The sequence below is a fragment of the Bradyrhizobium sp. LB13.1 genome, assembly GCF_054056815.1.
The window spans coordinates 2176259-2200132 of record NZ_JBSRYQ010000001.1 but is presented as its reverse complement, the minus strand read 5'-3'; the positions used below and the strand labels follow the sequence as shown (position 1 = coordinate 2200132).

The following is a 23874-nucleotide window of genomic DNA, read 5'->3' as shown; positions in this document are numbered from 1 at the left end:
TGAGGGCTTTATCCTCACGGGCGGTGTCGCTTGTGGAGAGACCCCCTCCCCGACCCTCCCCCGCAAGCGGGAGAGGGAGTGCACCGAGACCGTGGAGAAAAGAGCTAACCCGGCCGGTAGGCTCCGGTGACGGGGTCCTGCTTCAGCGTCTGGACGGCCCCTCTATGGGCGGCCTCGGCGACGCGCGAGAGGCGCATCTCCTCCAGCTCCCGGTTGATCCGGACAGCGGTCTTGTAGGTCCAGCGGACCACGGCAAGCCCGCCCAGGACGCCCGCGAATGCGACGAACGGCGGCATTGGTCGTTCCTTGTTCACAATGCTCAGCCCCCACGCGCATTCTTGCGCAGACCGGGCCGCGCCGCAATCGGCACGCCCCGGGCGAAATGGCGCGGGCGGCCTCGGTCTAGAACCCGAATTTCGCCCAGATCGCCCGTGTCTCGACAGCCGAGATCAGATCGTCCGGCAGGCCAGCCACTGATTCCATGGCCGAAAGCTGCCCGGCGCCCGGCGATTTCCGGCCCAAAAGACTGGAAAGCAGACCGGTCGGCTGGGCAATCACGGGCGTGAGAACCTTCTCACCAAAGCGGGCACGAAGAGTTGAGCGGAGATCGCCGATGCTGTCGGCGAGCCCCAGCGCGATTGAGCTTTCGCCGGCCCAGTATTCGCCCGTGAACAGGGTGTCGTCGTCGCCCTTCAACCGCGTGCCGCGGCTCTCCTTCACCAGCGCGATGAAGATCCGATGGATCTCGCGCTGGAGCGCCTTCAGCTTGGCGACGTCGTCGGGATTCTCGGGGAGGAACGGATCGAGCATCGCCTTGTGCGCACCGGCGGTGTAGAGGCGCCGCTCGATGCCGAGCCGCCTGATCGCTTCCTGGAAACCAAAGCTGCCGCCGACCACGCCGATCGAGCCGAGGATCGAGGACGGATCGCAGATGATCTCGTCGCCGGCGCAGGCGATCATGTAGCCGCCGGATGCGGCGACGTCCTCGACGAACACCAGCACCGGCAGCTTCTTCTCCGCCGCGAGTTGCTTGATGCGCAGATAGATCTGGCGCGACTGCACCGGCGAGCCGCCGGGCGAGTTGATCACCAGCGCCACCGCCTTGGCGTTGCGCATCGAAAACGCCCGCTCCAGCACCCGCGCAACGGTCGCGAGCGTCATGCCCGGGCGCAGCGGCGTCACCGCGCCGATCACGCCGGACAGCCGCACCACCGGCACCACGGCCGTGCCGGGACGGAAGCGCGCCGGCAGATATTGCATGAGCTTGTCGGCCAGGCCGGAACTCTCACGATCGTTCAATTGTTCGGCCATGCCGTTACCTCTGATTAACCATTTCTTATCACGCGACTGTCATTGGAAGGGCCCGGAACGTGTTTTGCGGAAACTCCGTTGAGAGGCTGCAATGGGCCAGCGGAGAACACCATGAAAATCTATCTGCTGATGCTGCTGATCGGTGCGCTGTTCACGGCGATCCGCCTGACGACTCCGCAAGAGCAGCAGTCGGAATCGCTTCCGCAGTAGGCCGTCACGGCTCAACCAGCGGCAACACCGCCCTTCCCTCCAGAATATCCCTCACCTCGTTGTTCGGCACGCGCGGCCCGTCGTTGAGCATGAGGCCCGGCAGCACGCGCGTCGGAGCCCGGCCGCCCTTGACGGCGCGCACCAGCACGCGGATCGCGGGGCGTCCCGCTTCGCCATGAACCGGCAGGATCGCGAGACTTCCGAAGCCGCGTGACAGCGCTGCCAAAACGTCGGCGATCCCATCTGCGCGCCAAATCAATGTCAGCGCGCCGTCCGATCGGAGGATGCGCCGTGCCGCATGCACCCACGCATTCAACGTCTCGTCGGTCGCCACATGCGCGGTGTGGCGCGCTTGATCGGGCGAGCCACGATGGCGAGCGGGATCGTTGAAGGGCGGATTCATCAGCACCACGTCGACGCTGTCGGGCGCCAGCCCGCTCGCCGCAAGCGCCTGTGCGTCCGCGGTGACGTCGAGCACGATGGTCTCGGCGGCAATCGCATTCGCCGCCGCATTGGCGCGCGCAAGCCCTGCCAGTTCCGGATCGATCTCGACCAGGCTGAGCCTGATACCGGCCACGCGCCGGGCCAGCGCCAACCCGGCTGTGCCGATGCCGGCGCCGAGATCGACCACGCGGTCGCCCGCTTGGGCCTGCGTCGCCGCCGCGAGCAAAATGGCGTCGTGCCCGGCGCGATGGCCGGACCGCTTCTGCTTCAGTCGCAACTGCCCGCCGAGAAAGGCGTCTTCGGTGAGGTCTGTCAGCGCTTCACCTATCGCTGCGGAGTTCGTGGCTGAGGCCGGCCTCGGTCAGGAGCTGCCGGGCCTCGAGGGCGTCGTCCTCATGGACCAGGATCCGCCGCGGCAAAATGCCCAGCGAGCCCTCGATGATGCTCATGTTCTGGTCCAGCACCAGATGATGGATGTTGGCGCCGTCGAGCAGCGCGCCGACCGCCGACACCAGCACCATATCGTTGGTCCGAACCAGTTCTCGCAAAACACAGGCCTCCTGCCTGACGGGGATTAAGCGGCAATGTCAATGGTTCCACGGGCCCTTGCCGCATCCCCGTCCAGTTTCTATTGTCTTTCGATCAGAATAGCCCTTCCGGGGCAAATATTGGAGACCGGCGTGGCCGTCATCGTACCTTTCGAAACTCCCGGCGCGTCGATCGAAGAGCTGGTTGTCCTTGTCGCCGGTGACATGGAGCGCGTCAACGCCACGATCCTGTCGCGGACCGGTTCGGACGTGACCATGATCCCCGAGGTCGCCAACCATTTGATCTCCTCCGGGGGCAAGCGCCTGCGGCCGATGCTGACGCTCGCCATGGCCAACCTCGCCGGCTACGCCGGCGACGGCCATATCAAGCTCGCCGCCTCCGTCGAGTTCATGCATACCGCCACGCTCCTGCACGACGACGTCGTCGACGAGAGCGAGATGCGCCGCGGCAAGCTGTCGGCGCGGATGCTCTGGGGCAACGAAGCGAGCGTGCTGGTCGGCGACTTCCTGCTCGGCCAGGCTTTTCGCATGATGGTCGAGGTCGGCTCGCTCCGCGCGCTCGACATCCTCTCCGCGGCCGCCGCGACCATCGCCGAGGGCGAGGTGATGCAGCTTGCCGCCGCCAAGAACACCGCGACCACCGAAGACGAATATCTCGCCGTGATCCGCGGCAAGACCGCCGAGCTGTTCGCCGCTGCCTGCGAGGTCGGCCCTGTCATCGCCAACCGCCCCAAGGCGGAACAGACCGCCTGCCGATCAGTCGGCATGAATCTCGGCATCGCTTTCCAGCTGGTCGACGACGTGCTCGACTATGGCGGCAAGAGCGCAAAACTCGGCAAGAACACCGGCGACGATTTTCGCGAGGGCAAGATCACGCTGCCAGTCGTGCTCGCCTTCCGCCGCGGCAACGACACCGAGCGCGCCTTCTGGATCCGCGCGCTCGAGCGCGGCGAGATCGGCGACACCGACCTCGACCACGCCATCGGGTTGATGAACAAGCACCGCGCGCTCGAAGACACGCGGAGCCGCGCCCAGCACTACGGCGCCATGGCCGTGGACGCGCTGGCGCTGTTCCCGTCCTCGCCGATGAAGAGCGCACTGGAGCAGGTCGTGGCGTTCTGTCTGGCACGGTCGCATTAGGGCCCGCACGCTACCCGCACATTTCGGTGTCTTGCCGGCGAAGGTCGGTGAGACAGCGCCCGACTGCATCAACAATCGTCATTGCGAGCGCAGCGAAGAAATCCCGTCTGCCTCCGCGGAAAGACGCTGGATTGCTTCGCTGCGCGTAACTGCCCAGGTCCGTTTGCTCGGTTAGGCGACGCTGAGTTTGTGGATGAGTTGTGTGGGGCATCGGGACAATGTTTCGAGCATGTTCCATCCGCGCTTTCGAGCGGTACCGATCAGGGTGCGAAGCGTGGCGAAATTGTCTGCGCCTTGTGAGGTGCGGAAGCCGGCAGAGATCTTCTGCCGCAATTTCATCATCCGAGCATCGCGCTCGGCCTCGTTGTTGGTAAACGGCACCGCCGAGTTGTGCAGGAACAGCAGCACCGCCGCTTTATGTAACTTGAGGCGCAACAGGAGATTATGGCCCGTGCGCCGTCTGATCCGCCCGCGCTTGATGTCGCGAGGCAGCGCGGGTAGCGCCTCGTGCCAGGCGATACCGGCGCGGATAATGCGGTCATAAAGTCGCTCGGCGGCGCGGATTCTGTTGGGACGCAGCGCGCCTGTCTGGTCGGTTGGATGCTCTGACGCCAGATTGACCTCGTGGCACAGGCAGCGGAGCAACCCGCGCATGCGCCGGGCCCAGGCCTCGCCATCGATGTCCACCAGCGCCGTCAACTCGCGCAGGTGATGCGCATTGCACAGCGCATGCGTGACACCGGACATCTGAAAAGAAAATAGGATGTCCAATGGTCGTGCACAACGATATGCGCCGCTTGCGTCAGCACCTCGCCGCGCCTGGGTGAGACGCGATAATGCACCAGCCCATTGATCCCGGCGGTGCCCGCGACATGCAGCCATTGCGGCGTGGCGCCCACCCAAAACCCGGTCTCATCCAAATGCTTGACCGGTGCCCGGCGGATTTGCTCGCAGACTGCCGCAGCGAAATCCTGCGTCCGGCTGGCAGCCCGGGCGATCATTTGTCCGATCGTGCCGGCCGAGATGGTCACGCCAAACAGATCGGAGAGGATTTGCCCGAGCCGATCTTCAGGCAGAAACTGTCCCGCCGACAGATAGGTCACCACAGCGGCCAACCGGACGCCATATTGCGCCGGCGCCCTTACCTCGGGTGGAAACGATCCTGTCGTGACCGCGCCACAGCCGCTGCATTTGCAACGATAGAGCTGATGCTCCGTGACGAGCAGCGGCGCCGGCGCCGGCAGATCGAACACCTGACGGCTGCCGACAAGTTCCAGCAGTTCACCCTCCAGCGCCATTCGGCAGCGCCCGCATCTAACAGGGCAATGCATGATCGTATGATCGACCCGTTCGGACCGCTTCAAGTGTTTGCCTGCATGGCCGGGCTGGCCGCCGGGCTTCTTCAACCCTCGCTCACGCAGGCTCTGTGTCCGGCGAGAAGCCTGGCCCGGTCCATCGCTCGAAGGCGGCTTGCTGCTATTGGAGCTATCCAGACCAAGCCGACGCTCCAGATCGGCCACACGCACCGTCAGCAATGCGTTCTGCTGCTCCAACATCAGGTTGCGCTCCTGCAACTCCCCAATCAGGGCCAGCAGGGCATCCACAGACAATGAGGAATTTGGCGGCGTCACCCATACCTTGACTCACAAACACATGTGGTCAGTCAAGAGAATACAAACGGCCACCTGGGCAGTTACCGCTGCGCTCGCAATGACGAGTAACTTGCATTTCGCAAGCTACACTCCTACTTTCCCCCTATGCAGCCCAAATCCCCCTCCATCCTGGAATGCCCGGTCGGCCGCGCCGTGGAGACGGTCGGCGAATGGTGGAGCATCTTGATCCTGCGGGACGCGTTCCAGGGCGCGACGAAGTTCGACGAATTTTCGCAAAGCCTCGGCATCGCGCCAAACATCCTGTCGCGACGGTTGGCCCATCTCACCGAAAGCGGCATGTTCGTCCGCCGCCGCTATCACGAGCGGCCGCCGCGTTACGAATATGTGCTGACGGACAAGGCGCGGGATTTCTTTCCCGTGATCGTCGCGCTGCTCGCCTGGGGCAACAAGCATCTCACGCCGAAAGGCGAATCCATTTTGCTGGCGAACCGCGACGATAGTCGTCCGTTCGATCCGGTCGTGGTCGATGCCGCCGACATGCGGCAGATCACGCTCGCCAATGCGGTCATCATCGCCGGCCCCCGCGCCAGCGGTGTCATGCGCAAACGGCTGACCTCGCTCAAAGCCATGAACCCGGCCGTCGCGCCGGCTGGAGACTGACATGCGTCGTATCGTCGTGACGGGGATGGGCGCGGTGTCGCCGCTTGGCTGCGGTGTCGAACTGTCCTGGCGCCGGCTGCTGGCCGGTCAAAGCGGGCTGCGCCCGCTGCCCGAATGGTCGCTGGCGCTGCCCGCGCGCATTGCCGGCCTCGTGCCCGACAAGGCCGATGACGCGGACGGCGGCTTCGATCCTGCGCAGGCCGCCGCGCCGAAAGACCAGCGCAAGATGGACCGGTTTAATCCTGTTCGCGCTGCTCGCCACCGCGGAAGCGGTCGCGCAGTCCAAATGGACGCCGCAGGATGCGACCGCACTGGAACGAACCGCGACGATCATCGCCTCCGGTGTCGGCGGCTTTCCGGCGATGGCGGAGGCGGTGCGCATCACCGAACAGCGCGGCCCGCGCCGGCTGTCGCCGTTCACGATTCCCTCCTTCCTCGCCAATCTCGCGGCCGGCCACGTCTCGATCAAATACGGCTACAAGGGTGCGCTGGGCACACCGGTCACGGCGTGCGCCGCCGGCGTTCAGGCGATCGGCGACGCTGCGCGCATGATCCGCGCGGGCGAAATTGATGTGGCGATCTGCGGCGGCGCGGAGGCCTGCATCGACATCGTCAGCCTCGGCGGCTTTGCTGCGGCCCGCGCGCTGTCGAGCTCCTTCAACGACGAGCCCGCACGCGCCTCGCGCCCGTTCGATCGCGACCGCGACGGTTTTGTCATGGGCGAAGGCGCCGGCATCCTGGTGATCGAGGAGCTGGAGCATGCATTGGCGCGCGACGCGACGCCGATCGCGGAGATCGTCGGATACGGCACGACCGCGGACGCCTATCACATGACGTCGGGTCCGCCTGATGGCGACGGCGCCCGGCGCGCGATGGAGATCGCGCTCCGACAGGCGAAGCTTGCGCCCGCGGACTTGCAGCACCTGAACGCGCACGCGACGTCGACGCCGGCCGGCGACGAGAGCGAGCTTGGCGCGATTGCCGCGCTGTTCGGCCGTCACCGCGGCATTGCCGTGAGCGCGACCAAATCGGCCACCGGCCATCTGCTCGGCGCCGCCGGAGGGCTCGAGGCGATCTTCACCATCCTCGCCCTGCGCGACCAGATCGCGCCGCCGACGCTCAATCTCGAAAACCCTGATCCGGGTGCGGACGGCATCGACATCGTCGCCGGCGCGGCCCGGCCGATGCCGATGCTCAACGCCATCTCCAACGGGTTCGGCTTCGGCGGGGTGAATGCCAGCGTGATCTTCCGCCGGATCGGCTAGGCAAGAGGGCTTGCAATCGCGGCAAGCTGCGCTACGAAACAGGATGATCGAAACGAATTTCTGGCTATTCCTGGCCGCAGCTTTCCTCATCGCCGCCGTTCCCGGCCCCGGCATTTTCTACGTCGCGGCACGGACCATGTCGGAAGGGCGCGCTAGCGGTTTTGCATCGACCGCGGGCACCGCGCTCGGCGGGCTGGTTCATGTGGTCGCGGGCAGCCTCGGCATCTCCGCGATCATCCTTGCCAGCGCCCAGCTGTTTGCCGCCGTGAAATTAGTCGGCGCACTCTATCTGGTCTGGCTCGGCATCAGGACTTTCCGCAGCGCCAGCCGCGCGCTGTCATTCGACAGCGAGCCCGTCGGCGACAAGCGCGCCTTTCGCGACGGCGTGCTGGTCGAGGCGCTGAACCCGAAGACCGCCGCGTTCTTCCTCGCCTTCATTCCGCAGTTCCTTGACCCGGCGGGATCGAACCCGACGCTGCAATTCATCGTGCTCGGCGCGATCTCGGTGACGCTGAACACGCTCGCCGATATCGTGGTGGTGCTGATGGCCTCCGCGACACGCACGCAGTTGATCGGAAGGCCGCAGCTGATGCGACGTCTCACCCAAGGCTCGGGCGTCTTCATCGCGGGCCTCGGCCTGTCGCTCGCACTGGCGCGGCGGCCCGTGAATGGATAGCTCCACGACGCTCGCCCCGCAAAGCCGATTCTATGAGTCGCACGGCCTGCGGCTGCATTATGCCGACTGGGGCAACGACGACGCGCCCGTAGCCGTCCTGGTTCACGGCGGCCGCGATCACTGCCGGAGCTGGGACGTCATCGCCCGGTCGCTGCAGCCGCATTTTCACGTGCTCGCGCCCGACCTGCGCGGGCACGGCGATTCCGAATGGGCCAAGGGCGGCAGCTACGCGCTGACCGAATATGTGTACGATCTCACCCAACTCGTCCGCAGCATCGCCGCGCGCCAAGTCACTCTCGTCGGCCATTCGATGGGCGGCATGGTGAGCCTGATTTTTTCAGGATCATTCCCCGAACTGGTCTCGAAGCTGGTCGTGCTCGACGGTGTGACCATGCTGCCGGATACACCGAAGTCACCGACGCATGAGCGCATCAGCAAATGGGTCGGCCAGCTTGACAGACTGCACGACCGCACACCACGCCGCTATTCGACCCTTGAGGATGCGGCCGCGCAGATGGTGCTTCACAACAAGCGGCTGTCCCGCGACCTCGCGCTGCATCTTGCCACCCACGGCGCGCGGCAGAACGACGACGGCACCTATAGCTGGAAGTTCGATCCCTATCAGCGCGCCTCTGCGCCGCACCGGCTCTGGCCGGACGACCACGTCGCGCTGTGGTCGCGCATCACCTGCCCGACGCTGCTCTTGAATGCCGGCGAAAGCTTTCTCGCGGGCGCCAGGGCCGCAGGCCTGGAGCGCTACTTCCCGCAGGCGCGCGTCGTGACCATCGCCGAGGCCGGACACTGGCTGCAGCATGACAAGCCGCAAGAGGTGTCGGGTGAGATTCGAAAGTTTCTCGGGCTGGCCTAGCTCAATGTCCCCGCGTGCACCCACCAGCGGGAATGATCCCTGCGGATCTTCTCGGCGGCGGTATGCGCATCAGTGGACGCGCCATAGATCGCAAAACACGTCGCACCCGAGCCGGACATGCGGGCGAGCTTGACGCCGGCGGAGTCACGCAAGGCTTCCAGCACGTCGCCGATCACGGGCTCGATGCGCATCGCCGGCGCTTCGAGATCGTTGGCGACGGTCTCGAGAGTATCGACCCAATCGGCAATGGAGGCGCCCTCGTCCGGCCAGGCCGGGGCGTCGAAGACGGAGGTGGCGCCGACCAGGAGTTCGCCGTTGCGCAGGCCCAGCGCCTGGAACACATCCTTGGTCGCGACCGGCACGCGCGGATTGACCATCACGCAGGGCATGCTCGGCAGCATCAAGGGCAGCAGCTGCTCGCCGACACCGGTCACGTCGCAGGCGCGCGAGAACAGGCACACCGGCACGTCGGCGCCGGTCGCAAGCGCGACCTTCTGGAGCCGCGGATCGTCGAGCGACAGATTGTTGAGACGTGCCAGCAACCGCAGCGCCGCCGCGGCGTCGGCCGAGCCGCCGCCAATGCCGGCCGCGACCGGGAGCACCTTGTCGAGCGCGAAGGCGCCCAGCTTCAGGTTCGGCACGGCGTCGGCCAGGAGCTTGGCCGCCTTGAACACAAGGTTGTCGGCCATATCACCGCAGGCCGCCGCGAGCGGCCCCGTGGTGGTGAGCTTCAACTCGCCGCCGGGCTCCAACGTCAGCCGGTCGGCGCAGTCGGCAAACGCGACGACGCTTTCGAGATCATGGTAGCCGTCGGCACGACGGCCGACCACGCGAAGGCTCAAATTGACCTTCGCGCGCCCTTCTTCAATGAACGCCGGCATTGGCGACACGCCCCCAGAACTTAGTTTTTCCTTCGCATGATCTTGCCGTGAAAGCCGCTACACACTTTTCCGGACCATGCGCTCAGCTCAGCCGCCGCCCTTGCCGTCGTCCTTCTTCTTCTCCTTCTCCGCCTGCGCAGCCGAGGAGTTCGAATTGTCGTCGGTCATACCGTTTGCGATCTTGGCTTCGATCTTCGGAAGCTCATCCGCCTCGGGCTTGAGATCGCGGGCGTGCGCCCACTGGAACTTGGCTTCCAGCGTGCGGCCGACGCGCCAATAGGCGTCGCCAAGGTGGTCGTTAATGGTGGGATCCTCGGGCTTGAGGTCGATCGCGCGCTCGAGGTTCTTCACCGCGTCCTCGTAATTGCCGATGCGGTAATAGGCCCAGCCGAGGGAGTCGACGATGTAGCCGTCGTCTGGGCGCTGCTCGACCGCCCGCTTGATCATCTTCATGCCTTCGTCGAGATTGACGCCCTGGTCGATCCAGGAATAGCCGAGATAGTTGAGGACGTGCGGCTGGTCGGGCTGCAGCTCGAGCGCCTTCTTCATGTCGGCTTCGGCCTTGCCCCACTGCTTGGAGCGCTCCTCGCAGATGCCGCGATAATAGTACCAGACGCTGTTGGCCTTGTCGTTGCCGGCCGGCAGCACGTCGACGCCTTGCGAATAAGTCGCGCTGCATTCGCCGAACTTCTTGCGGCCGCGCTCGATGTTGCCGAGCGCCATGACGGCTTCGAGATCCTTGGAATCCTCAGTGGTGACACCCTTGAGGATCTTGATCGCCTCGTCGGTGCGGTCGGCGGAATCCAGATCGATAGCGAGCTGGATCTGTGCGTTGCGCTTGAGCGGCGAGGACGACGGCACCCGCTCATAGACCTTGATCGCCATCTGCGGCCGCTTCACCGATTCATAGAGATCGGCGAGCGAGAGCAGCGCCAGGGGATGGCTGGGCTGGAGGTAGAGCGAGAGCTGGAGATAGACCAGCGCCAGATCCTCGCCGCCGCGGCGGGTCAGCGTGGCGCCAATGCCGTAGAGCGCTTCGGCGGCGCCGGCTTGCGCGGAATCGGCCAGCGGCGGCATCTTCTTGCCGGCCTTGGTCTCGCGCAGGCCTTCCACGATCAGCGGATGGCGGGCGAGCTTCTTGTCGAACGCCTGGTAGACGGTGGTCGCGGCGGCCGAGTCCTTGTTGCGCGACAGCCAGCGCGCATAGGCCTCGGTGACACGCAGCATGGAATCGTCCAGTTTGTAGGCGCGCTCGAACCGGGTGCCGGCGTCCTTCTCCTTGCCGGAGAGCTCGAGGATCATGCCGGCGTGGAGGTCCTTGAAGAGCGGATACCATTCCGGACCGGCCAGCTTGTCGATGGTCGCGACACCGCCCTTGGCATCGCCCGCACCATAGGCGGCCCAGCCCGACAGCAGCGTGGCGACGAGATCGGTGATCGGACCGCGGATCGACTGGTTGATGTTGGTCTGCGCGGTCGCGTACTTCTTGAACTTGAGATCGTGCACGCCGACGACGAGGCGCGCGACGCGGTTGGTCTTGTCGATGGTGAGGATGCGCTCGGCGAGCTTGACGGCTTCGTCGATGTCACCGTCGGCGACCGACGAGATGAAGGCGCGGTCGAGCAGCTCGTTGTTCTTCGGGTCGGTGCGCAGAGCGGAGCGGTAGAACGCGGCGGCGGAGGCCGCGTCGCGCTCGACGCTGGCGTGGCGGGCGGCGAGATAGCTGCCGGAGGTGGTGAGCGCCTTCAGATCGTTTCGGGTCGGAAACTGCACCGCCGTGTCGGACGGATGATCCGGCGTCTGCGCCAGGACCGCGCCGGGGATCGTCGCGATCGCTGTGCCCATGAGGGCGATGGCGGCAACAGTCCAGCGGTTGAAACGATTTGAAAGCATCAGGGCTCGCCTTGAGTTGGTAGTGCCTGGGTCTGCAGCAAAAGGCCGTATCGCAAGCGAACGCGGCCGGTGGCATCGGGACCCGGAACCGTCGGGCCGACAATGCCGCTTTTGGCGCTTCACCGCAAGGATTCGGGCCGGGCGATCCCCGCCGCACGTCCCAAATCGGCCAAGTGACCGGTCAAGTGCGCCCCAAGACGCTGCTAGTATGGCCTTATCGTGGCCACGGGCCGCAACCGCAGCCGGGTTCTCACGCGAACGTGCGTCACAGGGCCTGGGTCACGTCGCTTCGGTCACATTGGGCCTTGATCACCAGGGTCTTGGCTCGGTGACCCCCCTTACATCGCCTCGTAGTTCGGGCCGCCGCCGCCCTCCGGAGGAACCCAGGTGATGTTGCCGTTGGGGTCCTTCACGTCGCAGGTTTTGCAGTGAACGCAATTCTGGGCGTTGATCTGGTAGCGCGGGCTCGAACCCTCCTCGACCCATTCATAAACGCCGGCCGGGCAATAGCGATTCGAAGGACCCGCGAACACGTCGTGCTCCGAGGTCTTCTGAAGATTCATGTCCGTGACCTTGAGATGGACCGGCTGGTCCTCCTCATGATTGGTATTGGACAGGAACACCGAGGACAGCTTGTCGAAGGTAATCTTGCCGTCCGGCTTCGGGTAGTTCTTCGGCGCGTGGATCTTGGCCGGATCGAGTGTCGAGCGATCAGGCTTGGCATGCGGCCGGGTTCCGAACAGCGAACCGCCGAACAGCGTGTTGCACCACATGTCAAAGCCGCCGAGCGCGACGCCGAGCACGGTGCCGAATTTCGACCACATCGGCTTGACGTTGCGGACCAGGAACAAATCCTTGCCGACCGAGGAAGAGCGCCAGGCGTTCTCGTAATCGACGATCTCGTCATTGGCGCGATTGGCGGCGAGCGCGGCCGCAACATGCTCGGCGGCAAGCATGCCTGTGCCCATCGCATTGTGCACGCCCTTGATGCGGGGAACGTTGACGAAGCCGGCCGCGCAGCCGATCAGCGCGCCGCCGGGGAAGCTGAGTTTCGGCACCGACTGATAGCCGCCCTCGGTGATGGCCCGCGCGCCATAGGCGAGCCGCTTGGCGCCCTCGAAGGTGCCGCGGATCGAGGGGTGCGTCTTGAAGCGCTGGAACTCGTCGAACGGCGACAGATACGGATCGTCGTAGTTGAGATGCACGACAAAGCCGACGGCAACGAGATTGTCGTCGTAGTGATAGAGGAACGAGCCGCCGCCGGTCTTCAGGTCGAGCGGCCAGCCGAACGAATGCTGGATCATGCCCTTCTGATGCTTGGCGGGATCGATCTGCCAGACTTCCTTGAGCCCGATGCCGAACTTCGACGGTTCGCTGTTGGAGTCCAGCGCGAACTTCGCGATCAGCTGCTTGGTCAGGCTGCCGCGGGCGCCTTCGGCGAACAGGGTGTACTTGCCGAGCAATTCCATGCCGCGGGTGAAGGAGTCCTTCGGCTTGCCGTCCCGGCCGATGCCCATGTCGCCGGTGGCGATGCCCTTCACCGCGCCCTGCTCGTCATAGAGCACCTCGGCGGCGGCAAAGCCCGGATAGATCTCGACACCGAGCGCCTCGGCCTTGCGCGCGAGCCAACGGCAGACATTGCCGAGCGAGCCGATCTATAGCAATGATGGTTGTCCATCAGCGGCGGCATCATGAAATTCGGCAGCTTGATCGCGCCGCCGCCCGTCATCCAGTAGAAGCGGTCGTCCTTGACCTGCGTCTTCAGCGGGCAGTCGGAATCCTCGCGCCAGTCCGGGATCAGTTTGTCGAGCCCGGCCGGATCGATCACGGCGCCGGAGAGAATATGCGCGCCGACCTCGGAGCCCTTCTCCACCACGACAACGTTGAGATCGGCATTGATCTGCTTCAACCGGATCGCCGCGGCCAGGCCCGAGGGGCCGGCGCCGACGATGACGACGTCGAATTCCATGGATTCGCGCGCGGGAAGTTCTTCGGTGCTCATCTGATCTCAGCCCTTGAGACGGTCCTTGGTCGATTGCGCCCTCTTGTTTCCGATTTTTCCGGGTAGGACAACCTAGGAAATGCGTTTCGCTGGGATACAAGGCGGCCTAAACTGAACTAACAGTCAGACTTTCCAAATGATCCCAGAACCCGCACCCACCGTCCGAGAGCTTCTCGCCTTCTATCTGGAGGCTGGAGTCGATTGCGCGCTCGCGGAGGAACCGACCGACCGCCTGGCGGAATTGGATGCCCCACCTCCGGCCCCACGCGCGCCACCTCCGGTCGAAGCACCCCGACCGGTGGCCGCCCCCGCGGTGATACGCGGCGAAACCGCACCCGCGCCCGACATCGCGATCGCCTCGGCGCGCGAGGCTGCGCGCACCGCGCCGACGCTGGAGGCGCTACGCGAGTTGATGCAAAGTTTTGACGGCTGCGCGCTAAAACACACGGCGACGCGGTTGGTGTTCGCCGACGGCAATCCGCAGGCGCGCATCATGTTCGTCGGCGAGGCACCGGGCCGCGACGAGGACATCGAGGGGCTGCCCTTCGTCGGGCGCAGCGGAAAGCTGCTCGACCTCATGATCGGCGCGATCGGGCTCAACCGCACCACCGCCTACATCGCCAACGTGATTCCGTGGCGGCCGCCCGGCAACCGCACGCCGACGCCGCAGGAGACCCAAATCTGCCTGCCCTTCATCCAGCGCCAGATCGAGCTGGTGAATCCGGATGTGCTGGTGACGCTCGGCAATCCCGCGACGCAGACGCTGCTCTCGACCCGCGAAGGCATCATGCGCACCCGCGGCCGCTGGTTCGACTACGAGACGGGTGGCCGCACCATCCGCGCGCTGCCGACCTTCCACCCGGCCTATCTGTTGCGCTCGCCTTCGTACAAAAGGCTGGCTTGGCAGGATCTGCGGGCGATTGCGAAGATCCTGGCGGGATAGCCGGTCTCTCGTGTCCCGGACGCGATGCAGCGCCATAGCGCTGCTTTGCAGAGCCGGGACCCAGCATGCCGCAACGTGGGCCCCGGCTCTGCGGCGCATCACTTCGTGCTGCGCAGCGTCCGGGGCACGAGCGCAGTCTAACTCCCCTTCGGCCGCACGATGGCCCAGCCGATACGCAGGAGCTGCTGGCGTCCGGTCACCAGCCATTCGAAGGCGCGCGGCACTTCCGGGACGATGCCGGGAAAGCGCGCCAGGATTTCCGGCGGTGGGGTGCCGGCGGTATCGGAGGCGCGCCAGACCACGACGCCGCCGGTCTCGCTGAATTTGGCCTGATTCATCCACGGCGTACGCGCGGGCTCGGCATCGATGAAGAGATGCGGCCGGCCGGAATGCAGCGTGATCAGGCTCGCAAGCTGGGTCTCGCCGGCGACCGCGCGCAGGCGATGATTGGTGCGGCGGGCAAAGCTTTCGTCGAAGAAGTCCGAAATCGCCCGCGCCGGCATCGAGGTCGCGATCTCGTTGGCACCGGTCCAGGGCAGGAACAGGACGGCGAGCACGACGCCGATTGCGGGCGCCACGACGGCGCCGGCCCACACCATCCGCAGCATCTTCGCCCGGCGCATCGCGATGAGATCACCGGCCATCACGACCACGGCAAGCCCCGATATGACCAGCACGACGCCGGCGCCGCCGACGACCGCATCGAGGCCCCAGCAGGCCGGAGATCAGCACCGCGCCGAGCGCCGGCGCCAGCGCGAAGAAATAGACGAAGTTGCGCGCGAGCGGCTCGACCGGCGGCCGGTAGATGATCGGCGCCTCCTCGCTCCTGGGAACGAACAGGCTGGTGTTGAGGATCGTCAGCGCCGGGATCGCCGCCGCGCCGAGCAGGAGTCCCCCGAGCAGCCAGCCCGCGTGCAGCGCGCGGGCACTGAGCTTGGCGACCTCAGGCAAAGCCGGCAGAACGAGCGCCTCGGCGCGCATCAGCCAGACCGCATAGGGCAATGCCAGCACGGCGACGACCACCAGTGCAAACAGCGGGTCGAATGCGCGCAACGTGCGGCGGCCGCCCGCGGTTGCGAGCGCGAAGGCGATAAGCAGCAGCAGAAGGAAGATCGCCGCGGGCGTCGTCAGCAGCAGGAGGCCGGCCTCGATCGACCAGGCGAACCAGGCATTGCCGCGGCGCTGGCCGATGATCTGCCAGGAATGCAGCAGCAGCAGTGCCCAGAGCGGCCGCGCCAGCACAAGGGGGCCGAAGTCGAGTGCGGGCGACGAGAAGGCCAGCATCGTCATGGTCAGCAGCACGGCCAGCACCGCCTGCTGGGGGCCGACCACGGCGCGGGACAGATGATAGAGCGTAATGAAGGTTGCGATCCCGCAGAGCTCGGCCAGGACGTAGACGCCGAACACGTGGCCGCCGGCGGCGCGATAGGCGATGTCGGCGAGCCAGACCGGCAAGGGCGGGCCCAAATCAGTGCCGACCTGGTATTCGCGGCCGAAGGCCAGCAGCGTCGCGAGGCTGCCGGGCGGGCTGCGATAGAACGCCAGCGCCACGAACAGCCACATCGCGGCCTGGAGCAGCACGGCGATCCACACGATCAGCCGCGGCCGGGCGCGAATGAGCTCGATAACCAGGGAGGTAAACCGCATGCAACGTCCGAAAGATGCAGCCAACCCGTCCAGCCGGCCCTATTCGCTCACGACTGTTTTGATAGAGGGCGCTGCGCGTCGTGGCAACCGAGTCTGGTCTAGAGATTTGCCGACGCGTCGACTTCCAGGCTGGTGTCCACCTGCACCTCGATCTCGGTCACCGCAAACAGGTCCTGCGCCGGCTCAACCGTCCAGGGCATGTGCTTGGCGCGGGCGGCGACGACGGGGGCAAAGAAGCTGCGGTGGTGGACGGTGGGGCCGAGGCGGTTGAGCGCGTCGAGGTGCTCGGGAACGGCGTAGCCCTTGTGCTGCTCGAAACCGTAGCCGGGGCAGTCCTGCGCCAGCGCGCACATCAGGCGGTCCCGCGTCACCTTGGCGACGATCGAGGCCGCCGCGATCGACAGGACGATGCCGTCGCCGCCGATCACGGCCTCGCAGTCGCATTCGGTATCGAGCCGGTCGCGGCCGTCGACGAAGACGTGGCGGGGCTGCTCGGGCAGCGCCACCACGGCGCGCTTCAGTGCCCACAGCGAGGCGCGCAGGATGTTGTCGCGGTCGATACGGGAGCGCGAAGCGACGGCGACCGAGACCTGCGCAGTGGCGCAGATCTTGTCGAACAGCTTTTCGCGCGCCTCGGGCGTCAGGCGCTTGGAATCGTCGATGCCGCGCGGGATGCGGTCGGGATCGAGAATCACCGCAGCCGCCACCACAGGACCGGCCAGCGGCCCGCGGCCGGCCTCATCACAGCCCGCGACCGGCCAGATCCCGCGCTTGATCAGCGCGCGCTCGCGGCGGAAGCTTGGGGCAACGATGATGGCGCTTTTTCCGCCGGCCAGCGCCTTGGCCAATTTTTTAGGCGCAGCTTTCTTGTTACCGGGCGCAGCCTTCTTGGGCGCACCTTTGGCCGGCTTCTTGGCGGATTGATCCCGAATCATGGCCGAGATCGTGCGCAAGCGGCGTGGCCTGCGCAACCGGGAACCTCGGACAATTCCCGTTATTCAGGTCAGCCGCCCTATTCCGCCAGATGCACCCGCCGGTCCTCGCCGACCTCGATGCCTGGCGCGACCACGACCTCCCAGGGATGGCCGTCAGGATCGGCGAAATAGCCGGAATAGCCGCCGTAGTCGGTCCGATGCGCGGCCTTCAGCAGCGCGGCTCCCTTGCTGAGGGCGAATGCCAGCACCGCGTCCACCTCCTCACGCGCGCGACAGTTCCAGGCGAGCGTCATGCCGCGGAACGTCGATGGCCTCGGAGTATCGGGCAATTTGGCGTCGGCCGCGAGCTGATCCCAGGGAAACAGCGCAAGCACCGGACCGCCGGTGTCATAGAACGCAACGGCCTCACCGGTTACCTTCAGCCGGCGCGAGAAACCAAGCGCGTCGTAGAAAGCGATGCTGGCGCGGATGTCGCTGACGCCCAGCGTGATGACCGTGAGCCGCGGCACCGGCGGCGGCGGCAATTCCTTACTCATACGACACCTCTTCCACTTCGTCGCTCAGAACAGGCTGAGCTGATCGCCGTTCCGCTTCGGCTTGGCAAAATGATCCGTCGTCAGCTTGGAGCGCCGCTTGTTCAGCCCGAGCCTGTCGCATGCGATCTCGAAGCGGCGGCCGATGGTCCAGGCCATCGGGCCGGTGCCCTTCATGCGCTCGCCCCATTTCGCGTCGTAGTCGCGGCCGCCGCGCATGTCGCGGATCAGCGTGAAGACGTGGCGATAACGGTCCGGATAGTTCGCCATCAGCCATTCACGAAAGAGATCGCGTACCTCAAGCGGCAACCGCAGCAGCACGTATGAAGCTTCCTTGACGCCGGCATGGGCGGCGGCATCCAGGATGCGCTCGATCTCGGAATCGTTCAGCGCGGGGATCACGGGCGCGACCATGACGGTGGTCGGAATGCCGGCCTCCGAGAGCTGCTTCAGCGCCTCCAGCCGCTTCGGCGGCGTCGATGCCCGCGGCTCCATGGTGCGCGCGAGCTTCGGATCGAGCGAGGTCACCGAAATCCCGACCTTGGCGAGGTTGCGCTTGGCCATGCGCGCGAGAATGTCGATGTCGCGGGTCACCAGCGCCGACTTGGTGACGATGCCGACGGGATGGCCGGCGCGTTCCAGCACCTCCAGAATGCCGCGCATGATCTTGCGGTCGCGCTCGATCGGCTGATAGGGATCGGTGTTGGTGCCGATCGCGATCATCCGCGGCTCGTAGCCGGGCGCAGCAAGCTCCTTCTCGAGCAGCGCCGGTGCCTCAGGCTTCACGAACAGCTTCGATTCGAAGTCGAGCCCCGGCGACAGGCCGAGATAGGCATGGGTCGGCCGCGCGAAGCAATAGACGCAGCCGTGCTCGCAGCCGCGATACGGATTGATCGAGCGATCGAACCCGATGTCGGGAGAATCGTTGCGGGTGATCACTTTGCGCGAAGTGTCGACGCCGACGGTGGTCTTGAACGGCGGCAGCTCTTCCAGGCTCTGCCAGCCATCGTCGAAGGCGACGCGCGCCTCGGCCTCGTACCGGCCGCTGGCATTGGATTGGGCGCCCCGCCCTCGCCTGCGCTGCTTGTCGATGGCGACCGCAAGCTCAGGGAAAGCAGAAGGCGCACCCGCCGGCTCGGAGGGCGCCGTGACCGGCGGGTGCTTGAGAGCATGAGAGGATGCTGGACTCATGAAGCCAAGATAGCATGTCGAAGGAACAAATCAAGAACACAAACAAAAAACTGGAAAACAACCCCATGCACAGTAGCCGCCCAAATTTCGGGCGGGCGCCTTTGACCTCGCGCAACACGCCCGTTCCGACGACTTCGTTTGATGCCGGTCAGGGATCAATCGCCGCAGATCGATGTTGGTGACAATCGCTGGGTGAAGGTCGGCAAGAACATGACAAAGCGAAGACAATCGCCTGCGGCGAGCAGCGACCTCGGCCTCCTTGATCGCTACTGGCGCGCTGCGAACTATCTCTCCGTCGGGCAAATCTACCTGCTCGACAACCCGCTGCTGCGCGAGCCCTTGCGGCCCGAGCACATCAAGCCGCGTTTGCTCGGCCATTGGGGCACGACGCCGGGTTTGAACTTCATTTATGCCCATCTCAACCGCGTCATCCGCGCGCTGGACCTGAGCGTGATCTATGTCTGCGGTCCCGGCCACGGCGGCCCCGGCATGGTCGCCAACACCTATCTCGAAGGCAGCTACAGCGAGATCTATCCCGATATCGCACGCGATACGGACGGATTGCGCAAGCTGTTCAGACAGTTCTCCTTCCCCGGCGGCATTCCCAGCCACGCGGCGCCGGAAACGCCGGGCTCGATCCATGAAGGCGGCGAGCTCGGTTACGCGCTGGTGCATGCCTACGGCGCGGCCTTCGACAATCCCGACCTGATCGTCGCCTGTGTCGTTGGCGACGGCGAGGCCGAGACCGGCCCGCTCGCGGCGTCCTGGCACTCCAACAAGTTCCTCAATCCCGCCCATGACGGCGCGGTGCTGCCGATCCTGCATCTCAACGGCTACAAGATAGCCAATCCGACCGTACTCGGGCGGATGCGCGATGAGGAGATCCGCGATCTCTTCCGCGGGGCTCGGCCACGAGCCGCTGTTCGTCGAGGGCGACGATCCCAAATTGATGCACCGGGCCATGGCGGACGCGCTCGACGTCGCGCTCGCCGGCATCCGGTCGATCCAGCAGCACGCCCGCGACGGCCGCAAGAGCGTCGAACGTCCGCGTTGGCCGATGATCGTGCTGCGCAGCCCGAAGGGCTGGACCGGCCCCAAGGAGGTCGACGGCAAGAAGGTCGAAGGTTTTTGGCGTGCACATCAGGTGCCGGTCGCGAACTGCCGGGAGAATCCGGCGCATCTGAAGATTCTCGAAGATTGGATGCGCAGCTACGAGCCGGAAAAGCTGTTCGACGCGAGCGGCGCGCTCATTGCCGAGCTCCAGGCGCTCGCGCCCGAAGGCAATCGCCGCATGGGCGCCAATCCGCACGCCAATGGCGGCCTCCTGAAGAAGGAGCTGAAGCTGCCGGACTTCCGCAGCTTCGCGGTGGACGTGCGAGAGCCCGGCGGCGTCATGGGGGAAGCGACGCGCGAGCTCGGCAAATTCCTGCGCGACGTCATCCGCCTCAACGCGCAAGAGCGCAACTTCCGTATCATGGGTCCGGACGAGACCGCGTCAAACAGGTTGGACGCGGTGTTCGAGGCGACCGAACGCGTCTGGATGGAGCCGATCGAATCTTACGACGTGCATCTCGCGCAGGATGGCCGCGTGATGGAGGTACTGAGCGAGCATCTCTGCCAGGGTTGGTTAGAGGGATATCTGCTCACCGGACGGCACGGCTTGTTCTCCTGCTACGAGGCCTTCATCCACATCGTGGATTCCATGTTCAACCAGCACGCCAAATGGCTCAAGGTGACGCGGCATCTCGCATGGCGGCGCCCGATCGCCTCGCTCAATTATTTGCTGACCTCGCATGTCTGGCGCCAGGACCACAACGGCTTCAGCCATCAGGATCCCGGCTTCGTCGATCTCGTCGCCAACAAGAAGGCCGACATCGTTCGCATCTACTTCCCGCCGGACGCCAACACGCTGCTGTGGATCGCGGACCATTGCCTGCGCACCTATGATCGCATCAACGTGATCGTCGCCGGCAAGCAGCCGGCGCCGCAATGGCTGTCGATGCAGGAAGCGGCCACGCATTGCGATGCGGGCATCGGCATCTGGAGCTGGGCCGGCACGGAAGACGTGGGACAAGAGCCCGACGTGGTGATGGCCTGCGCCGGTGACGTGCCGACGCTGGAAACGCTCGCCGCGGTCGACCTCCTGCGCAAGGCACTGCCCGACCTGAAGATGCGCGTCGTCAATGTCGTCGACCTGATGACCCTGCAGCCTCGGGAGCAGCATCCGCACGGCCTCGACGACCGCGACTTCGACAGCCTGTTCACGCGCGACAAGCCAGTGATCTTCGCCTATCACGGCTATCCTTACCTGATCCACCGTCTCACCTACAACCGCACCAACCATGCCGGCATGCATGTGCGCGGCTTTGCCGAGGAAGGCACCACCACCACGCCGTTCGACATGGTCGTGCTCAACGGGCTCGACCGCTATCACCTCGCGATCGAGGCGATCGAACGTGTGCCTGGGCTCGCCGCCAAGGCGGCGCAGGTGAAGCAGCAATTCCGTGACAAGCTGATCGAGCATTCGCGCTATGTGCGCGAGCACGGCGAGGACATGCCGGATGTCCAGGGCTGGGTCTGGCCGAACAGCGCAGGCGGCAACACTCCGGCGGAGGCGGGCGACTGACAGCAGCCATGTCGAAAACGGTTCTCGTTCTTAACTCGGGATCGTCGAGCATCAAGTTCGGCCTGTTCGGCATGTCGGCGGCCGAGCCCGCCCTGCTCTGCAAGGGCTTGCTCGACGAGCACGAGACCAGGCCGCGGCTGGTCGTGAAGAGCCCCGCGGGCGACGATCTGTTCGAGAAGCAGAGGAAAGCATCGGATCCGGACAGCGATCATCTTTTCGTCGACGTGCTGGGCTTCATCGAGGACCGTTTTGGCGACCGCCGCTTGGTCGCCGTCGGCCACCGCATCGTCCATGGCGGCCCGGACTATTCCGGTCCGGTCGAGCTGACGGATGATGTCTACGCGAAGCTGGAGGCGCTGACGCCGCTTGCCCCGCTGCACCAGCCGCGTTGTCTGGAGCCGGTCCGCACCATCAAGGCGATCCGGCCGGCGCTGACGCAGATTGCCTGTTTCGACACCGCCTTCCATCACGGCCTGACGCCGCCCGCGAACCGGTTCGCCATCCCGAGGCGCTATGAAAAGCGCGGCGTCCGGCGCTACGGATTTCACGGCCTCTCATTCGAATATGTCGCGCGGCGTCTCGCTGCGACCGCGCCGCAGCTCATCACAAAGCGCACCGTCATCGCACATCTCGGCAACGGCGCAAGCCTGTGCGGCTTGCGCGATGGCCGCAGCATCGACACCACGATGGGCCTGACGCCGCTCGACGGTCTGGTGATGGGCACGCGCTGCGGCACGATCGACCCCGGCATGCTGCTCTATCTGCAACAGCACGAGAAGATGTCGGTCGAAGATGTCCAGCGCCTGCTCTATCACGAATCAGGCCTGCTCGGCGTCTCCGGCATCTCCTCGGACATGCGCGTGCTGCTTGCGAGCGGCGAGCCTGCGGCGCGGGAGGCGGTCGAGCTCTTCACGTTCCGCGCGGCGCAGCAGGTCGCGATGATGGCGACCACGCTCGGCGGCCTGGACTGCCTGGTCTTCACCGGCGGCATCGGCGAGCATGCCAAGAAAATCCGCAGCGCGATCGCCGAGCGTCTCGGCTGGCTCGGTGTGCGCGTGGATGCCGCGGCGAATGATGAGGGATGCGAGCGTATCAGCAGTGGCGATAGTACAGTCGATGTCTTCGTCATTCCAACGAACGAGGAACTGATGATCGCACGGCATTGTGCGGCGGTGCTGCGACAAGAAAATCACATTTGAGAGTACGTGGCAGGGCAATCTTTTCGTAGCCCATCCTTCGAGACGCCCGCCGTTGGCGGGCTCCTCAGGATGAGGTCCTGCTCCGCGACGAAACCTTAGACCCTCATGGTGAGGAGCGCCGCCCTACGGCGCGTCTCGAACCATAAGGCCAAGGACGCTCGCAGAGTCAGTGCGTCCCCGACCAAATCTGGAAACAGCCGATCGCAACCTCGATCACGATCAGAACCACCACCGCGATTTCGAGGCGGAGCGAGCGCTGGGTGTCGATGATGTCGGTGAGCGCGTTGGCGGTCTCGGACACGGCGGTGAGCTTGCGCTCGAGCGTGTCGAGGCGCTCCTTCAGTTCATACTCGTCTTCCAGGCGGGCATAGAGCCGGTCGAGCTCGGGCTTCTCCCAGAGCACGTCCGGCTTCTCGGCCACCGCAACACGGCCGGCGACGCGCTGCTGGACCAGAAGCGCATTGCCGATCAGTTGCAGGATGCCCTTGCGCCGGGGCGGTGTGCGGCCCTGCTCGGCGAGCTTGCGCGCAAACGGCTCGATCACGTCGAAGACCGCGGCGACACGCCGCTCGTCGCGCCGCAAGCGAGGTACTCTTGGCGAGCGCATCCGCGATCAGCAGCAGCCGGTCGTCGGAGAATTTGGCGAGGCAGATCGGGCCGCCCGGCTGGATCGCCTCGGCGCTTTCGTCCTTGCAGAGCTGCGCCTGCGCGATCTCCTCCTCATAGGGGCTGAGCTCGCCGGTCACGCGGGGCTTCAAGCTGTCGATCAGCACCTTCTCTTCCGAAGGGAGGAGGCCGATCAGCACCACGACGCCGTAGCGGAAGATCACCGCAAGGCCGGCATGGACGCGGAAGGCGGCTGGCGTCGAGGAGACGGTCGCGCCTATCTCGAGGCCCGAGGGATTGATGCGTTCGCCCAGCATCACGGCGCGGATCCGCAAGATCGGCGCGCCGTCCAGCCTGGGAGAAGTTGCCGGCGTGTTAACAGCAAGTTGATCGGCGTTCATTCGAAGCCCCTCGTCAGCGGCGCGATTGCACGTTTTTCCCGTTCCCGCGCTGGTCAGCTATCGGATCCCCTTCCTTGCAGGATTGCGAACGGCCTAGGCATCGCGCAAGGTTGCGGCAACCTCCGCACTAATACGGTCAAGCAAGGACCGCGCCGAACCATTCGGCAATATCGCCACCCCGCGCGGGACATATTTGGATACGACGGCTCCGGCGGTTTACCATCGTAGACCGAAGCGCGGCCGAAAAGTTGCACTCGGCAACGCTGCATGTTTATGACAACA

15 protein-coding genes and 6 pseudogenes are annotated in these 23874 nt (G+C 65.4%); 8 read left to right on the top strand and 13 right to left on the bottom strand.

What is annotated here, in order from left to right; all coding sequences use genetic code 11:
* Window positions 1–104: 104 nt before the first annotated feature.
* The 4 genes from ACVWYI_RS10325 to ACVWYI_RS10310 form a co-directional block, all read right to left on the bottom strand.
* Window positions 105–296 carry a hypothetical protein gene (locus tag ACVWYI_RS10325; RefSeq protein WP_247440924.1) on the bottom strand — a complete coding sequence of 64 codons (192 nt, stop codon included), beginning with the start codon at window positions 294–296 and terminating at the stop codon, window positions 105–107.
* 106 nt (window positions 297–402) lie between these two features.
* Window positions 403–1311: a S49 family peptidase gene (locus ACVWYI_RS10320; RefSeq protein ID WP_354045846.1), complete on the bottom strand. Its 909-nt coding sequence runs from the start codon at window positions 1309–1311 to the stop codon at window positions 403–405.
* Window positions 1312–1525: 214 nt separating this feature from the next.
* Window positions 1526–2293, bottom strand: a complete 768-nt coding sequence (locus tag ACVWYI_RS10315; protein WP_456664501.1) for a tRNA1(Val) (adenine(37)-N6)-methyltransferase — start codon at window positions 2291–2293, stop codon at window positions 1526–1528.
* Window positions 2286–2513 carry a putative signal transducing protein gene (locus tag ACVWYI_RS10310; protein WP_247340307.1) on the bottom strand — a complete coding sequence of 76 codons (228 nt, stop codon included), beginning with the start codon at window positions 2511–2513 and terminating at the stop codon, window positions 2286–2288. Before ACVWYI_RS10310 ends, ACVWYI_RS10315 begins: the two co-directional genes overlap by 8 nt.
* A 132-nt stretch (window positions 2514–2645) precedes the next feature.
* Between ACVWYI_RS10310 and ACVWYI_RS10305 the strand changes: the two genes are divergently transcribed.
* On the top strand, window positions 2646–3653 hold the full coding sequence (locus tag ACVWYI_RS10305; protein ID WP_247440845.1) for a polyprenyl synthetase family protein: 1008 nt from the start codon (window positions 2646–2648) through the stop codon (window positions 3651–3653).
* 171 nt (window positions 3654–3824) lie between these two features.
* Here ACVWYI_RS10305 and tnpC read toward each other — a convergent pair.
* Window positions 3825–5284, bottom strand: a pseudogene (tnpC, locus tag ACVWYI_RS10300) (IS66 family transposase).
* 126 nt (window positions 5285–5410) lie between these two features.
* Between tnpC and ACVWYI_RS10295 the strand changes: the two are divergent.
* The 4 genes and pseudogenes from ACVWYI_RS10295 (at window position 5411) to ACVWYI_RS10280 (ending at window position 8735) form a co-directional block, all read left to right on the top strand.
* A complete protein-coding gene (locus ACVWYI_RS10295) occupies window positions 5411–5926 on the top strand; it encodes a winged helix-turn-helix transcriptional regulator (RefSeq protein ID WP_456661888.1) in 516 nt (171 codons plus the stop codon).
* A gap of 1 nt (window position 5927) precedes the next feature.
* Window positions 5928–7191, top strand: a pseudogene (fabF, locus tag ACVWYI_RS10290) (beta-ketoacyl-ACP synthase II).
* A 43-nt stretch (window positions 7192–7234) separates the two neighbouring features.
* The gene (locus ACVWYI_RS10285; protein WP_456661887.1) at window positions 7235–7867 is read left to right on the top strand and encodes a LysE family translocator; all 633 of its coding nucleotides are present in this window, start codon (window positions 7235–7237) and stop codon (window positions 7865–7867) included.
* The gene (locus tag ACVWYI_RS10280) at window positions 7860–8735 is read left to right on the top strand and encodes an alpha/beta fold hydrolase (protein ID WP_456661886.1); all 876 of its coding nucleotides are present in this window, start codon (window positions 7860–7862) and stop codon (window positions 8733–8735) included. The genes ACVWYI_RS10285 and ACVWYI_RS10280 overlap by 8 nt, the downstream gene beginning before the upstream one ends.
* Here ACVWYI_RS10280 and ACVWYI_RS10275 read toward each other — a convergent pair.
* The 3 genes and pseudogenes from ACVWYI_RS10275 to ACVWYI_RS10265 form a co-directional block, all read right to left on the bottom strand.
* Window positions 8732–9616, bottom strand: coding sequence for a 4-(cytidine 5'-diphospho)-2-C-methyl-D-erythritol kinase (locus tag ACVWYI_RS10275; RefSeq protein WP_247440836.1), 885 nt, complete (start codon window positions 9614–9616; stop codon window positions 8732–8734). The genes ACVWYI_RS10280 and ACVWYI_RS10275 overlap by 4 nt on opposite strands.
* An 87-nt stretch (window positions 9617–9703) precedes the next feature.
* Window positions 9704–11509, bottom strand: a complete 1806-nt coding sequence (locus tag ACVWYI_RS10270) for a tetratricopeptide repeat protein (protein WP_456661885.1) — start codon at window positions 11507–11509, stop codon at window positions 9704–9706.
* A gap of 338 nt (window positions 11510–11847) precedes the next feature.
* A pseudogene (locus tag ACVWYI_RS10265) lies at window positions 11848–13511 on the bottom strand (electron transfer flavoprotein-ubiquinone oxidoreductase).
* Between the two features lie 136 nt (window positions 13512–13647).
* On the opposite strand from ACVWYI_RS10265, the gene ACVWYI_RS10260 reads away from it, so the two are divergent.
* The gene (locus tag ACVWYI_RS10260; protein ID WP_247440830.1) at window positions 13648–14454 is read left to right on the top strand and encodes a uracil-DNA glycosylase; all 807 of its coding nucleotides are present in this window, start codon (window positions 13648–13650) and stop codon (window positions 14452–14454) included.
* A gap of 137 nt (window positions 14455–14591) precedes the next feature.
* On the opposite strand, the pseudogene ACVWYI_RS10255 reads toward ACVWYI_RS10260, so the two are convergent.
* From ACVWYI_RS10255 to ACVWYI_RS10240, 4 genes and pseudogenes are all read right to left on the bottom strand, one after another.
* A pseudogene (locus ACVWYI_RS10255) lies at window positions 14592–16101 on the bottom strand (glycosyltransferase family 39 protein).
* Window positions 16102–16199: 98 nt separating this feature from the next.
* Window positions 16200–17036, bottom strand: a complete 837-nt coding sequence (locus tag ACVWYI_RS10250) for a ribonuclease HII (RefSeq protein ID WP_456661884.1) — start codon at window positions 17034–17036, stop codon at window positions 16200–16202.
* A gap of 77 nt (window positions 17037–17113) precedes the next feature.
* Entirely contained in the window at window positions 17114–17572 is a 459-nt protein-coding gene (locus tag ACVWYI_RS10245; protein ID WP_456661883.1) for a VOC family protein, read from the bottom strand.
* 24 nt (window positions 17573–17596) lie between these two features.
* Window positions 17597–18760, bottom strand: coding sequence for a PA0069 family radical SAM protein (locus ACVWYI_RS10240; RefSeq protein ID WP_247340329.1), 1164 nt, complete (start codon window positions 18758–18760; stop codon window positions 17597–17599).
* A 210-nt stretch (window positions 18761–18970) separates the two neighbouring features.
* Between ACVWYI_RS10240 and ACVWYI_RS10235 the strand changes: the two are divergent.
* Together ACVWYI_RS10235 and ACVWYI_RS10230 are read left to right on the top strand one after the other, a co-directional pair.
* Window positions 18971–21386: pseudogene (locus ACVWYI_RS10235) on the top strand (phosphoketolase family protein).
* An 8-nt stretch (window positions 21387–21394) separates the two neighbouring features.
* Window positions 21395–22585, top strand: a complete 1191-nt coding sequence (locus ACVWYI_RS10230) for an acetate/propionate family kinase (protein WP_456661882.1) — start codon at window positions 21395–21397, stop codon at window positions 22583–22585.
* A 166-nt stretch (window positions 22586–22751) separates the two neighbouring features.
* Here ACVWYI_RS10230 and ACVWYI_RS10225 read toward each other — a convergent pair.
* Window positions 22752–23592 (bottom strand): annotated as a pseudogene (locus ACVWYI_RS10225) (RMD1 family protein).
* Between the last annotated feature and the right edge of the window lie 282 nt (window positions 23593–23874).